Genomic DNA, 14,637 nt, shown 5'->3' with positions numbered 1-14,637 from the left:
GTATCTTTTGTGACCATGGGGTCAGGTCAGCGGGGGCGATTCATTCTAGTGGTGTGCTTGATCTTCTCAGCCACATTCTTTGCCAGCTTGGCAGTATTGCTGCCCACCGTGATTGTTCCGGAGGCTAAAAAACTACCGTCCGATGTCTCCCAGCAAGTGATGTTGACTGCATCAGACGCCACCGTTCTGGACAATACCGCGCTTGCCGCCGGCATCGTTCGATCCGAGACCAACATCCCCCTGCAAGTCGAAGTGAACGTGACGAGCGCACCCCCGACCAACGATAAAACTGTCACGCTTGTTGCAGCAGTGCGAACTACACGCACCGATCGAGACGGTCTCGAAGGGATCGTCAGCGGATACGTAGACAAGGTCTCGCTGAACAGGAAGAGTGCTGCCCCACAGGATGTTCCAGTGCCGCTGACGATCCACGCCTCGACCGGTGTCGCAACAGAGACCCCTCGAACCGGGTACCAGTACAACTTCCCCCTCGGCGTGGAGCGTCACGAGTACCCGGTCTACGACTCGGAGGCACGCCTCACCACTCAAGCCCAGTACCTCGATGACGAACGGACGGTACAAGGTGTCCGCCTCTTCCATTTCCAACAACGTATTGAAAATTTGAACCTCCAGGAGCGCCTGGGCGATGTCGCAAGTCTTGAAATGCCTAGCCAGGCATGGGGGATCGATAACAGTCAAGAACCGGTCAGGATGGCGTTGTACTACTCCGTCGTCCGCGATCTTTGGGTTGACCCTGCAACGGGCATGATTGTCGATCAACGACAGGACGTGCTCCGGCAATTGGGCAACACTGATGGCTTTCGCGTTACCTCACTCCAAGCAGATCTTCATTTCTCGGCGTCTACAGTTACCGAGAACGCGAAAGAGGCACAACGAAATGGTCGGCTTCTCTTTTGGGGATCGACAGGAGTGCCAATTCTCTTGGGCATACTTTCTGCAGGGCTGTTGGTTTTCGCCACTGCACTCGGTCGCAGTGCAAGTAGGAGCCGAACTGAAGACCCCGATCACGATCAACCCGGTTCTGTGGATGCGACAAGCAGGTGGAAAGAATCTCCCGTGGGTGGCTCTCCGACCCGAACATGAGTCACCCGATAACCGTTGGTACACAACTCATTCTCGATAGAATCGATCGAGCGGAGCCGTAGTCCGTACCTACTGACTGGAAGTCGCTTCATGTAGCCGGGATCGCCCACACCCACAACCAGTCGCCCGTTCGGCTTCAGCGCCGATCGTGTGCTCGTGAAGGCTGCGGCCAGGTCCTCGATGTAATAGACCGTATTTACGGTCATTACAGCGTCGAACGCATCTGGCATGCCGGCAAGGTCAACGATGGATCGCAGCTGTAGACGTAGTTGTCCACTGGCAACCTGAGGGCGCCACCGGCGAGCAGCTCTATCCACCATTGCTTGCGAGCTGTCGAACCCGTGCACTTGCCCGTCTGGCCCGACTTCGTCGATCAAAAGTCCAAGACCGAGGCCACCGCCGAAACCAATATCGGCGACGGTTTGGCCAGGGCGGAGTTCGAGGGTTTCGGCCGCAGCTCTAATGAGTGAGCCATTTCGCCAGTTCAGCAATGGCGCCACCAGGTGGGCGCCGACTCCCCAAGGATGAGCTAGCTGATGTGCAAGGTACTGAACAGGATTGGTGAACACGAGATCATTAGTACCAAGCGGCAGGGGAGTGGGCATGGATACGGTTCGGACCTTTGGTCGCATGCCGGGCGAGTGACCGTGAAAGTCACGAATGGGTCTGCTAGGGTTCGATCAGCTGTGAGGAACCACTTGCCTCGTCACCCATCTGTGACTGGCCCGGCTTCGAGCAGGCGCACCACCTGACCGGTGGTTTTGCAGCAAGCCCCTTGCTTGTTTGCCCGCGTAACCAAGATGTGCGACTACCGCTTTTGCCGTGCCTCGGCACCCGCAAAAGTGATCGTGGCTCGCCATCTGACGCGATTGGCATCCCAGGGGGCGATATGTGTGGAAACCAGGTACTACGGACGAGTGTTTGCGGGGCGGTCTCTCACGCGCTCGTATGCTTCGACGACCGTATCGACTGGAACTTCAAGAACTTTCGCGAGGCTCTCTGCAGTTCGATCAGTGAGTCTCGCTTCGCCGCGCTCGAGTGCGGCCAGCATGGGCGTCGACAGGGGCAGAAACTTGGCCAGCTGGGGTTGAGTCATTCCGCTGAGGGCGCGAAGATCACCCAGATAGCGTTCGTTCGGCGGTATCTGGATGAACTCATCCATGGGGGCCCCGAGCAGGTCAGCGACGCGTTTGAGCGTGTCAACCGCAGGTGTGGTTTCGCCGCGTTCCCACAATCCGACCGCCCCTGTCGTGATGCCGACCAGGCGGGCCAGTTCTCCACGAGACATGTTGCGCACCTTGCGATGCTGCGCAATCTGGCTGGGGACAAAGCCTCGCAGAATCCGTCTGCTCATCCCCGTAACCCGCACATGACGGACCACTTTGCCTCACCAGCTCCTATGCCGTCACAACTTGCTTTATTAGTCTATTACTATAGACTCCCAAATAGTTCATCAGAGCACTGGGAGGAGGTCACTTTGATGCATACAAAGTCGCAGAAGCACCCGTTTCCCCAGGCAAGCGCGGCCGAAGGCGCGCATCTCGGTCTCGACGGGCCACTCGTCACTGTGGGTTGGCCGGCCGTAGCTGGCCCACCCTGCGGTGGTCATCGCAGGCCGAACGGTCGCCGGATTCATTGCGGAGGGAGACAGAAAATGAGACCTCTGGATCGGCCGCCGGACCGGGCAGCGATCCCCAGCGATTCACCGAGAGGTGGGCGGGAAGGGATGGGGTGCCCTGGGAGAGGACCTGATTTGCCGTCTGACCCCTCCCAGGGCCGCAAGCACCAAGTGAGCAATCAAGATTTGCCGTCTAATCACTCATTTGGCTCCAGTTGTCCAACCTCTGACCGTGTAGGTACAGCGCCGAACTCTTCCAGTTTAGGTGCTACTCCCAAGCTTTTGGCCTTCCCCCGGGCGGCAGTTGTCCTACGCAACCAAGTCGGGTTCGTTCAGCACACCAAATCGAACAGCGGGACTTACGTGCCCGTTAGGCCGCTCTGTTGTTGGGTGTGTCGTCGTCCGGCAATCTGACCTGCTCCGTTAAACACCTGCCTGGAAGGCATACGTATGTCTGTTTCTTGTTGGCGTCCAACAAGTTCCCGTCTCACTGTCCTAGCTGCTACTGCGACAGTGGCAACAGCCCTGGTCGTGGCAACGACGCCGGCTGGCGCTGCTCCCGCAAGCGCGGTCGGTTGTCCAACGCTCTATGTACTAGGTGTCCAGGGCACGGGGGAGTCCTCGGAGGATGCGCCGGTCGACACCGATAGCGGGATGCTGGGCTCGGTGATGCGACCTCTGTTGTCGTTGGCTGGCTCGAAGGTAGTTCGAGCTTATGTGCCGTATCCGGCAGGTTTTGGTGGCGCTGTGGAAGGCGGCAAGGAACCCTACGCGGCCTCGGTCACCACCGCGATGAACCGCCTATCGTCAATGATCACGCAGATCGCGGATAAGTGTGGCGACACCGATTTCGCGTTGGCTGGATACTCGCAGGGCGCACACGCTGCAGCGAACATTGCCAAGCAGATCGGTGCAGGGAAAGGTCCGGTCGCCGCCGATCGGGTAGCCGGGGTGGCACTGTTCGGCAACCCTGCCCGTCCAACTAATTCTCCGTTGTTCCCTGGAGCTCCGGATCAGACAACGCCCGATCCGGCGCCAGGAAGCGATGGCTCCTCGCTCTCGCAGGTGCCGGCTCCGCAGCAAGTGCCTGTAACCGGCGGGGGGATCGGTCCGACTGCTGATCAGTCCACCGGCTATGGCGCCCTGTCCGGCCGCGTCATGGAACGTTGCGCCTCAGGTGATCTGGCCTGCGCAGCTCCTGCCGATTCCCCGATCGTGCATCTAGTGGCAAATATCGGAGGCCAGTCCGAACTGGACCAGGCGGACCCAGTCGCGTCGCTGACCTCGATCGGTCAAGCACTGGCGCTGACCTCAATCAAGGCCGGCGTCGAAGTCATCAATGAGGACGTCCAGGGAACCACGTTGGAAGAATTGTCGTACTCGCCGAGCGAGACGATCTCCCAACGTCTGGCTACCGCCTCCGACCCGCGCACCCCGCTGCCGACGATTCCTGATGCCATCAGCGCGGTCGTGAAGGTTGGCACCATCGGTTTCAACGCAGTCACAACTGTTCTTCGCAAGACCTTCACCCCGGAGACGATTGGGGCACTTGCAACCGTGGGGCTCGCGAATCCTCCCGCCGCCCTCGGGATCCTGACTGCCAAGGTCGGGGCCGCGGTCGTTGATCTCGTTCCTCCGACCACGGTCAACCGGTGGGCAAACGAAGCGTTCACTGCGGTGAAAGACAACATCAAGGACAACGAAGAACTGCTGGACGTATCCACGATGATCAATTACTGGCAGACCGCATCGGCCCACGGTTCCTACACCAACGATTCCGCGACCACGTCGGGTGCGAACTCGACATTGTATGTGGCGCAGTGGTTTGCCGCTCTGGCTAATGACCTGGCGGGTGAGTCGTTCAGTCCGTACACCGACGATGGGCTACTCAACTATGACTCCGGTTCGCCGGTGTCAGGAGCCCCTGTTCCTTCTGTTCCTACATCTGCGTCGTCACCTCAGTCGTCATCGACCAGCCCCACCGATCCGTCCATGCCGACCTTGTCCCGCCCGGTGCTGTCCGACAGTACCGGCAGTTCATAGCGCGACGTGCTCGCCCGATATCGATCCGCTCGCCCCGGAAAGGGGGAACAAATCTTGTTGCACACCAACAATTCCGGATGGTTTGACGACTTTGCGCCGCTATCCGGTGACGAACCGCCAGCCCCACCCGCACGTGCGGTCCCCAACCCGCCCATGCCGACCTTGTCCCGTCCGGCGCTGTCCGACAGTGAGCGCGAGGGGGTGGCGTCAGTGGCGGCTGCCGTCACCCCCTCACGAGAGGCCTCGCCCGCACCTGATCGCGATACACCCACCGACCAGCTGCCTACACCGGAACTCAGTGCATGGGCGTGGGTAGCGACCTCACCGAATACGGACCCCGGCCCGAGGGCGGTCGATCCGGCGGCAGTGGACGAACTTGGCCCCGCCGAGCTGGAGCCTGCTGGTCGCCGGCAGTTCCCGATGGACTACGCAGTGCCAGCCGGCGCTGATGAAGGTGACCCCACCTATCCGCGAACACCCCACCGCCGGCGCCCGTTACGCGGTTACGTCATTGCCGGTTCTCTGCTGGTGATAGTCCTGCTGATCGCCGCTGCGGGGGGAGTACTTGTCCTCGACGGTGGCGAGGACGCTGGTCCACCGCAGGCGGTTTCGACGGCCGACTCGATGGTCGCGCCCGCGCCTGGCCCCCCGCCGGTTGCCGATGCCGACTGCCCCGACATAACAACAGGTTTGGTGACAACCGGCCGCGATCAGGGCAGCCACGCCGGCGGCGCGGAGGTGATCAAAGCCTTCGAATACGCCTACTACGTACAGCGTTCCGGCGCCAAAGCCAGGGAATTCACCACCGAACTCGCCCGCGTCGGCTCCGCCGAGGCGATGCAGTCATTCATCGACCACAACCTTGCGCCCGGAACGCTGCACTGCGTGAAGATCACCGACCGCGGCCAGGGCCTGTGGTCGGTAGAGCTCACCGAGATCCCGCCCGGTGGCGGCGAACCCATCACGATCCGCCAGCTCGCGCAAACCGCCGACATAGACGGCCGCACTTTCATCACGGCCATCACCAAAGACAGCTCCACCCAGTAGGACGTCCCGCCCGTCACCCCGCAGTTGAAAGGCACTGAACACCAATGAAACACACCATCCGACAGCCATACTCCGCCAGCAACAGGGCAGTGGCCGCCACCGTCGCGGCAGCCAGCATGGCGGCCGCCATCAGCATGGGCGGGGTTTTGGCCGGCTCAGCCTGGGCCGACCCCGAACAGGGTGGGGTGACTACGGAAGAACCCACCCCCGAGCAGGGGGGCGTCTCACCAGCTCCAGCCCCCGCGCCCGAACCGTCGCCGGCGCCCGCTCCCGATTACGGACCAGGCATCTTGCCCTCGCCGACGCAGGAAGCCGCACCGGTGGTGTGGACCGAACCACCCTCAGGTCCACCAGCCGCCCCGTACGACCCCACCCCGCCGAGCGGGTTCCATCCCCCCGTTCCGACGGCCCCGGTGGCACCGAAACTGCCACCTGAGGGCAAGATTCGCGTCGGAAACTTCGTCACCGACCGTCCGGCTGAAATCTCGCCGGAGGTCGCCGTGTCCATCAACGAGTACTCCGCGTACGGCGAGGCCAAGCTCGCCCAGTTCTTCCAGTCGGTCGGCTTCACCGAAGACGAGGCATCTCGGCGCGCCGCTTCGGCCATTCTCGGTGCCGCGATCGGCGGCGCGGCAGGTGCTGTTGCTTTCGGTGTTCCGACGATGATTGCAGTAGGGCTGTTCACCGTGCCGATCGGTGGCGCCGTGGGCGCAGCCATCGGATCGGTCGTGCCGCCTACACCGTTCAACACAGGTCCTGGTCTGCTGATCGGGCTGGGTGCAGGTGCGGGAGTGGCCGCCGGGGCGGGCGCCATCGCAGCAGTTGCGGGAGGAACTCTCGGCGCAGTGCTCGGCGGAGCGCTGGGATACGCACTGGGGGCCGGCGATCCGAACGCCAACCCGACCGCGCCATGGGAGCACACTCCAGCTCCTGCACCGGAGCCCGCACCACTGCCCAACCCCGGTGCCAATCAGTACGAGTTGGTCCTGGACTCCGCGCAGGCCGCAGATGCCGGATTGCCTGCCGCCGACTACACCGTCACCACCGTTGGGGATGTGAACCTCGCCGCCAATGCTGGTGGTCAGCAGATCAATGTGGGCTGGACCGCTGAGCAGGCCAACGCACCATTCGCGGCCCTGGGGCCGCTCGAGCAGCCCGCCAAAGACCTGACGGCCTCCCTCACCAAACAGGCCGGGGACGGTCTCACACAGATCGTGGACGGGTTGCAGATCACCTATCCACAAACGATTCCCGCGCCCGCTGCACAGTAGCGGCGCAAGACCACGTAGACATCCGAAACCTTTTGAGGGGGAATCGATGACGTCAAACAGCCAGTGGGGCTGGTTTGAGTCCACAGAGGAGCAGCCGCCGGCCATGGTGGTCAGTCTCCCGAGGCCGGCTCGTCCGGTTCCGACGGTGGTGATCGCCGGGGCGGCCGGCGGTTGCGGAGCGAGCGTCCTTTCGGTTCTGGTTGCCGATGCCTTAGCCCAAGCAGGACACGACATCCAGTGGTGTGCGCTATCCACTGCTGCCAGTGACGCACCTGGTCGTATCGCGAGTATCGCTCTGGACGACCAGCACTCGCCGGCGGGCGCAGTACTCGATGACAGATTTTTGTCACTTGATCTGGCCGACCGCATCGCCGCGGTATCTCCGGCGATGGGCGTGGTCGTCGACACCGGTTCGGTCGACGGTCTTGCTGAGCACTGGCCGATGGACGATCTTCACCCAGTGCTCGTCATTGCGGCACGCCCCGACACGGCCAATCGTTCGCGGACCGGGGCGCTGGCCACCCTGGCGAACATTGGCGCACTCCAAGTGGTGACGGTGGTGATCTGCTGCCTGGACCCCTGGGCTGCCGTCGCTGTTGGGCATCAGTTCGCCCAGGCGTTGTCCGGGAAGGTCGGGGAAGTAGTGGTGTGGGACTACGACCCACACCTGGGGCTGGGCGGTTCGATTGATCCCTCTGAGCTGACCGAGCAGACCCATACGGTTGTCAACCAGATCGCTGGGCTGTCATGAGCGCGCCGGCCGAAGCGGCAATGCCAGCGCCACAGTTCTACTCCGGGGCTAGTCCCCAACATAGTGACATCAACTGCCGCACTGAGCCTCTGCCCGTCACCGGCCCATTCCCACCCCTATTCGCCGTCATGGGCGCGCACGGCTTCGCGGGAACAACAAGTTTGGCCCAGATGTGGGCACCTGCCGCTGATACCGGCCTGCTATGGCCGGTCAACCCGGCCACCACGCAGCTCGTCGTGGTCGCAGCGCGGGCGACCATCGCCGGAATACGCGCAGCCGCCCACGTTTTGCGAGCGGCCGAGCGCGGTGACGTCCCACGCGGAGTGCAGGTCTGCGGTCTGGTGGTTGTAGCCGCCAGACCCGGGAACTGTCCCAAAGAAATCGTTCGCTACGCCGGGACCGTGGCCGAGCTCGTGCCGCACCGCTACGACGTCGACTGGTTCGAGCCACTGATGTGTGCCCCACAGCCACACCAGCTACCGGTATGGACCCCACCACGACCCGGAGAGCCCCCGCCGCCGAAGAAGGCCCGGTTCCCCGACATCGTTCCGTCCCAAATCGCCGACATTGGCCAGCAGATCTGCACCGACCTACTCACCGATCACCGCCCGCAATAGAGGAGAGAAATGAAAGAACTACTGCACCAGGCCAACACTCACCTTGCGATCTATTTCAGCGAGGCCCCTGGCAAGCCCGATTCGATCGCACCTCCTGGATCGGACAAGTTCCTGACCATCGTGTCGTGGATCGGCTGGGGAGCAACGTTGGGCGCGATCGTCGCTCTGATCATCGCCGGTGTCCGGTTCGGCTTCCAGAAGTCGCACGGCACCGCATCCAACGAGGAGGCCGGCAAGGTCGCCTGGACTCTGGTCGGTTGCGTACTCATCGCCGTATCGGGGTCACTGGTCGGCGCACTAGCCGGATAACCGGCTCAGTCACAGGGGAATTGAGGAGCGATGCATGACAACCGTGATAGCCGAAGGAATCACCGCCGGCGATCTCAAAGAGTTCTGGACCACAGTGGGATACCTGGTCTGGTTCTCCTGCGTGATCGCGATTATGCGGATCATGTGGCTCGGTGGACTGCTGTACGAGGCCCGCAAGAGCGGCAACACCGACGGCGTGACTGGGATCGCGGCCCAGCTGGTCGCACTGGTGGTCGTCTCAAGTTCGGCCGCGATCGCCACCGCCCTGCTGTCGTAGCAATACTCGCTCTGATCGGCGTGGTACTCGCTGCTTGCAGTACCAACTCAGAGAGCCCCTCGAGGCAGAGCAGCTCGCCCTCGCAAGTTGCTCCCACAGCGCCGCCGACACAGTTGCACTGGGTCACGTTCGCCGGCATGACAATTCCGCAGGGAGCGGAAGGTCCTACCACCGGCGGCCAGTCCACCGCACCGACCGGATATGCCCATAACGGTCCAGGTGCTGCCCTGGCCGCCATCTCATCGACAATCCGAATGTCGGTAGCCGGCGATGATCAATGGGCACAGATCGCAGGAACGCTCGCGGCACCGGGCCCGGGTCGTGACGCGTGGTCAATCGACCGAACCCGGATCTCGATCACCACCGCCGTCCCCGCGGGTCAGGCGCCCACCGTCCTCGGATACCTAATCACCGACTACAGCCCTGACCGTGCGGTTATCGCGATCGTCACCCGCCAGCCTGATCAATCGCTTACCTCCACGACATCGACGGTGGTGTGGACCCCGCCAGGGGACTGGCGTCGACTGCTTCCCGATCCGGCCACATCGACTGAGAACCCGGTGACCGTCCTCTATGACGTTCCGCCGCACATGATCTCGCTGTCCGCCTGAATCTACGCACACCACCAAGGAGAGAACCATGATGGGAACACCGCTGGCCGCCGAGTACCCCGCTCCACCCGAAAGTCCGCGCCGCCGGCGGCTGGTGCTGTGGCTGGTGGTGGTCGCGCTCATCCTGGTCATCGCGACCGTGGTTGCGATCGCCCTACTGGGAGTGGGTGAGAGCAAAGACGACGGCGCAGCCCCGTCGGGTCTGCCCACCGGTGCGCCGCCAGCGAGCACAGGGGAGGACGGTTACCTCCCTGACACTGTCGATCGGTACGGCCAGCAGATCAGAGTCCCGCGCGATCCCGCCGGACTTCCACTACTCCAGACGCCGCCCAAAGTGGATCGCGAGGTCAATGATCCAGCAACAGGCGTCCAGTGGCAGCGAGTCTACGAGTTCGGCGCAGCCTTGTTCTCCACCTCAGACGGTCCGACCAGTATCAACACCGACGGTCTGGCGCAGGGGATCTCACACACACCGCAAGGTTCGGTGATCGCGGCCAGTCAGATCATCGCTCGAGCATATTTCGGACCTACTCAGGTTCGTCAGACCGTCATGACCCAGCAGGTCATTGGGCCCGACTCCGCCAAGGCGATGGTCCTCGATCTCGACATGCCCGCCCGGCAGTACGCCATTGACCGGTTCGCGCGTGTTGATCCGCAGTACAGCGATACCTTCTCTCGGGTCTCGCTGGCCAGCGGACCCAAGACCAGCTCGGAGTATCCCTCCGGTCAGTACTACGGAGTCACCACCTTGACCATGGTCTGGGATCAGGGCCAGTGGAAGTGGCGCATCCCCGATGACGGATTCACGAACGCGACCGCCGATACCCGGGTCGAATCGGTTGTGGGGTGGGCCCAATGGTGAGCAGCGCCGCCACCCTTGCCGCACCGACACTGGCGTTCACCCGTCCCCGCGCACTTGCGCATACGTCGGATGTGCCGCTTGCGGTGTGGGTCCGCCGGTTTGTCGTGGCCATGCTCGCCGCTCTTACGCTCGCCGTGCTGGTACCTACGATCGATTCTCCTGTGACGGGACTCGCTGTGGCCAGTGCCGATGCCTGCGATGCGGCCACTTCGGTGATCCCGGTGGTTGGTGACGACATTTGCGACACCGTCGTCGACGTCGGCAGTGCGGTGCTGGACCCAGGGGGCACGGTCAAGGACGCCGCCAACGACGGTTTCAGGTCGATGACCGAATCATTGGTCAACGGCTTTTCGAAGATGATCCAGCAGTCCTTGACGTGGTTCATCCAGTTGCCGACTCCCCAAGCCCAGCAATGGGAACCGGTGCAAGACATCCAGGAATGGACCCTACAAATTCAGTTGATCGGCCTCACCGCCTCGATCATCGTCGGTGGTATCCGTCTGCAGCTCGCCAAGCGCCAGGCGGTGTACGCCGAGGGGGAGGAGTTGTTCTTCTCCCTGCAGCGCGCTGTCTTCGGTGCGTGGATGTTCGGCGGAATCATGATCGGGCTCACCGCCGGCGTCGACAGGATCTCCACCAAGATCCTTGATCTCTCCCTCAACGGGGACAGCCCGGTCGAGGCAGCAGAGAACATGTTCAACGTCACGAGCATGATGGGATTCTTGGGCGTCGGGTTGATGTTCGTGATCGCCGTTGTCGGGATCCTCGGTGCATTACTGCAGGCCATTCTGCTTGTCGCTCGCCAGTCCATGTTGATCGTGGTGGTTGCGATCATCCCCATCATCGGAGCGGCGTCGGGAACCAAGCTCGGCAAGAACGCCTTCAGCAAAACCATCAGCTGGACTATTGCCCTGCTGCTGTGGAAACCGGTCGCCGCTCTCACGTACGCGGTCGCGTTCATGCTCGCAGGCACCGAATCCGATGACGGAGCGCAGGTTTTGTACGGCGTGCTGTTGCTGACGTTGGCCGCAGCGGTACTGCCCATGCTCGTCAAACTGGTGTCCGGTGGCATGGCCATGTCCGGTGGCTCAGGTTTGCAGGCAGCCATGATGACGATGGGATTGGTGGCAGCAGGCGGCAGCATGGCCGCCGCCGGTGCGACCGGCGGGGCCAGTGCGGGTGCCAGCGCACCAGGGGGTGCGTCGACCGCTGCTCACGCTGGCGGGGCGGCAAGCCCATCCGGAGGCGGAGGTGGCGGCAGCACCGGTGGCGGCGGTGTCATCCGCGGCGCAGGCGACTCCGGTGGCGGTGGTGGCGGTGTGGGGCGCACCACCTCTGCGAGTGATTCCGGTGGCGGACAAACGAGCTCGGGTGGGCGGAGCGCAGCCTATAGCCCCCCGACGGGATCTGACGCCGGCGGGTCAAGCAGCGGTGGTGGCAATTCCGGCGAGTCCGGTGGTGGCGGGGCATCGACAATGTCCGATGCCGTGAACGGCGTCTCGTCCGCGATGCAGATGTCCACGGCCGCCGAAGACTTCTTCAACGACAACAGTGCTGCGATGGCGGGAGACCCTCGATGATCGAGTCCCAGGGATATGCCCGATGACCGCTCCCGCTCCTGATCGCAACGCGCTGATTTTGTATGGACGGTGGGAGCGCCCCCGCACCACCGGCCTCTTCGGCATGACCTGGGGTGTGACGGTGTTCGCCGGCGTCCTGGTCATTGCCAACATTCTGCTGTTCCTCTTCACGAATTCACTTGCAGTGCTGGCCATCACAGTTCCTATTTCGGCGTTGGTGGTCGGTCCGTTGGTCGCCCGGATCGGGGGCCGAACAGGTTGGGAGTTACTGATGTTGCGTAGTCAGTTCTGGTGGTCGAAGTGGCGAGGGGAGACCACGTTCCGTGGCGGCGCCTTCGGGGTCGTGCCTGGGGTAGGGCGAATGCCCGGGATCGCCGGAGATACCCGGTTGTACGAGTACGAGTTGCGCAGCGGCGACCGGTTCGGGCTGGTGCACCTCAAAGCGAAAAACCATTTCGCCGTGTCGTTCTCGATCCAACCCCGGGGTCAGGAACGGGTCGATCAGTGGCAGATCAATGACTGGGTCGCCGGGTGGGGCGACTTTCTTGCCCAGATCGGTGGGGTTCGCGGAGCGGTCGGAGCGTGCGTGGTCGTCGAGTCTGTACCCGATAACCGCAGCCGCATCACCGCCGAGGTCAAACGCATCACACATCCTGACGCGCCGGCATATGCCCGTCAGGTGATGGCCGAAGCGGCTATGCAGTCCGAGGCCGCGATCGTCCGCTCGGAGGTCCGGCTGACATTGACCTTCGGCCGCCTGCGCGAGGCCGAAGGCAAAGAGGTCGCCGACCAGGCTGCCGAGATCGGTCGGCGGATGTCGTCGCTCATGGCGTCGGCCGCCGGAGCAGGACTGGACGCCACCCCCATGACAGCAGGGGAGTGGTGCGTAGCCCCTACACGCGCCTATAACCCCCAGCTGACCGAAGACCTCGAGCAGATCAGCGGCATCAGCGGTGAAGACGCGCTGCGTTGGGAGGGCGCCGGCCCGGTCACCTCAGAAAACAAGTGGGACCACCTGGTGCACAACGGCTATCGCTCCATTACCTGGGAGATGTCCGCGGCACCGGCCGGACAAGTGCCAGCCAATGTGCTGCGGCCATTGCTCATTCCCCGCGCCGACGTGCGACGTAAACGGGTCGCCATGATCTATCGCGTCCACAACACCGCCGAAGCGGTCAAGCTCGTCGACTCGGACTACAAGGAGGCCATGGCCGCCGAGCAATCCAAAAAGGGCGTCGTGGCCGCCTCAGCCACCGTACGGGTCGAGAACACCGGACATGCTCGCCGCGAACAAGCTCTGGGGGCAGGGCTGACCAGATTCGGGATGCTTGTCACCGCCACCGTTGGACCAGGTGAGGATTTGCCCTCGATCCGTGCCGAGATCGAGGGTATGGCCGACAGCGCCCATATCGGGTTGCGCCGCTGCTACGGCTACCAGGATGCCGCCTTCGCCGGCGCTCTGGGAATCGGGATCATTCTCCCCGAATACGCCTCTACCAGCTCCAAAATCTCCGCCTGACCATCCCTCCCGCTGTCCTGCCTACCCGCAGAAAGAGGCCACCAGTGACCCTCACCGGCCACCACCACATCATCGACGGCAAGGCACCGGTTCAGGCCGGACCCGGGGTCGTCAGGGCGAGTGATGCAGAACCCGCACTCGACACCGACCACACGTTCGGCGACACCGCACCACAATTCGTTCGGATCGGCGGGGTCAAGATTCGCACCGAAAACGCCTGGCGCGCACTCAATGAGACTGCACTCGAGTCGGGTTGGAAAGGCCGGCGGGCCCGGAAGGCGCTGCGCCGCGAAATCCGGGTCCGGCGGCTGTCAATCGACCGGGTCACCGATTTCGGCGGGTTCGACCGCCCGATCCCGATGGCCGGAAGCCGTGGCTTTTCCGGGCGTGGTGGCGGCCGGATGCGCTCGATCGCACGACTGCCCGAATGGCGGGCGACCTCCACCCAGGCGGCTGGCCTCTGGCCCTTCTCCATCGGTGCATCGGCCCCGATGCTCGGCACCCCGCTGGGGGCGCACGCCATCACCGGTGAGGATATCGGTTTCGACCCGATTGTCTGGTTCGACGATGCCGGGCTCATCAACGCCCCGATCACGTTCGTGCTGGCGCTCAACGGGTTCGGCAAATCATCGCTGGTGCGGCGGATGGCGACCGGTGTCATGGCCCAGAATCACACCTCACTGTTCATGGGCGACACCAAAAGTGAATATTCCGACCTAACCTCCCACGTCGCCGGCCAGCAGATCGCCCTGTCCTATCAGGGCGGCACCATCAACCCCCTCGGTGTCGGGGCTCTCGGTTCGGTCATCGGGCGCCTCGACGCCGCGATCGCCGCCGCCCCTGATCCCGAGCGGTTCACCGTGCTCGCTGCACTCAAAACCTCAGTGCTCGAACAGGTCCGCGCCCGGCAAGTCCAGATGGTGATGGGTTTGGTACAGCTGGTCCGCGGCCTGGCTGTCCGCGATTTCGAAGAGACTCTGGTCCGGGTGGCCCTGGAACACTTGTATTCCGAAGGTGGGGGAGGGTTC

Annotated in this window: 14 protein-coding genes and 1 pseudogene; 13 read left to right on the top strand and 2 right to left on the bottom strand. The window is 63.1% G+C overall.

The window, feature by feature from the left end; all coding sequences use genetic code 11:
• Positions 1–57: 57 nt before the first annotated feature.
• Complete coding sequence (locus H290_RS30990) at positions 58–1,104, top strand: DUF3068 domain-containing protein (RefSeq protein WP_196809632.1); 1,047 nt, start codon at positions 58–60, stop codon at positions 1,102–1,104.
• Here H290_RS30990 and H290_RS32110 read toward each other — a convergent pair.
• Both H290_RS32110 and H290_RS0125595 read right to left on the bottom strand, forming a co-directional pair.
• Entirely contained in the window at positions 1,032–1,709 is a 678-nt protein-coding gene (locus tag H290_RS32110; protein ID WP_196809631.1) for a methyltransferase domain-containing protein, read from the bottom strand. The genes H290_RS30990 and H290_RS32110 overlap by 73 nt on opposite strands.
• A gap of 302 nt (positions 1,710–2,011) precedes the next feature.
• Positions 2,012–2,458, bottom strand: coding sequence for a helix-turn-helix transcriptional regulator (locus H290_RS0125595; RefSeq protein WP_028463701.1), 447 nt, complete (start codon positions 2,456–2,458; stop codon positions 2,012–2,014).
• Positions 2,459–3,172: 714 nt separating this feature from the next.
• Here H290_RS0125595 and H290_RS0125590 point away from each other — a divergent pair.
• From H290_RS0125590 to H290_RS29750, 12 genes and pseudogenes are all read left to right on the top strand, one after another.
• Positions 3,173–4,765: a cutinase family protein gene (locus tag H290_RS0125590; protein ID WP_081631719.1), complete on the top strand. Its 1,593-nt coding sequence runs from the start codon at positions 3,173–3,175 to the stop codon at positions 4,763–4,765.
• Between the two features lie 54 nt (positions 4,766–4,819).
• Positions 4,820–5,812, top strand: a complete 993-nt coding sequence (locus H290_RS30445) for a hypothetical protein (protein ID WP_020109711.1) — start codon at positions 4,820–4,822, stop codon at positions 5,810–5,812.
• 89 nt (positions 5,813–5,901) lie between these two features.
• Positions 5,902–7,083 (top strand): hypothetical protein, encoded by a 1,182-nt coding sequence (locus H290_RS0125580; RefSeq protein WP_196809629.1) that lies wholly within the window; start codon positions 5,902–5,904, stop codon positions 7,081–7,083.
• A gap of 46 nt (positions 7,084–7,129) precedes the next feature.
• Positions 7,130–7,834: a hypothetical protein gene (locus H290_RS0125575; protein ID WP_020109709.1), complete on the top strand. Its 705-nt coding sequence runs from the start codon at positions 7,130–7,132 to the stop codon at positions 7,832–7,834.
• Positions 7,835–8,004: 170 nt separating this feature from the next.
• Positions 8,005–8,451 (top strand): hypothetical protein, encoded by a 447-nt coding sequence (locus H290_RS0125570; RefSeq protein ID WP_231373835.1) that lies wholly within the window; start codon positions 8,005–8,007, stop codon positions 8,449–8,451.
• 9 nt (positions 8,452–8,460) lie between these two features.
• A complete protein-coding gene (locus H290_RS0125565) occupies positions 8,461–8,760 on the top strand; it encodes a hypothetical protein (protein WP_020109707.1) in 300 nt (99 codons plus the stop codon).
• A 34-nt stretch (positions 8,761–8,794) separates the two neighbouring features.
• Positions 8,795–9,037, top strand: a complete 243-nt coding sequence (locus tag H290_RS31330) for a hypothetical protein (RefSeq protein WP_020109706.1) — start codon at positions 8,795–8,797, stop codon at positions 9,035–9,037.
• A 137-nt stretch (positions 9,038–9,174) separates the two neighbouring features.
• Entirely contained in the window at positions 9,175–9,648 is a 474-nt protein-coding gene (locus H290_RS0125555; protein ID WP_155977064.1) for a hypothetical protein, read from the top strand.
• A 28-nt stretch (positions 9,649–9,676) separates the two neighbouring features.
• On the top strand, positions 9,677–10,510 hold the full coding sequence (locus H290_RS0125550; RefSeq protein ID WP_020109704.1) for a hypothetical protein: 834 nt from the start codon (positions 9,677–9,679) through the stop codon (positions 10,508–10,510).
• Complete coding sequence (locus H290_RS0125545) at positions 10,504–12,090, top strand: hypothetical protein (protein ID WP_020109703.1); 1,587 nt, start codon at positions 10,504–10,506, stop codon at positions 12,088–12,090. Before H290_RS0125550 ends, H290_RS0125545 begins: the two co-directional genes overlap by 7 nt.
• A gap of 22 nt (positions 12,091–12,112) precedes the next feature.
• Positions 12,113–13,609: an SCO6880 family protein gene (locus tag H290_RS0125540; RefSeq protein ID WP_020109702.1), complete on the top strand. Its 1,497-nt coding sequence runs from the start codon at positions 12,113–12,115 to the stop codon at positions 13,607–13,609.
• A gap of 44 nt (positions 13,610–13,653) precedes the next feature.
• Positions 13,654–14,637: pseudogene (locus H290_RS29750) on the top strand (hypothetical protein); the annotation flags it as partial.

The sequence above is a fragment of the Nocardia sp. 348MFTsu5.1 genome (assembly GCF_000383535.1).
GTDB classification, from domain to species: Bacteria; Actinomycetota; Actinomycetes; order Mycobacteriales; family Mycobacteriaceae; genus Williamsia; species Williamsia faeni.
Note: the sequence above shows the minus strand (reverse complement) of the source record. Positions and strands in the feature narration are given on the sequence as shown.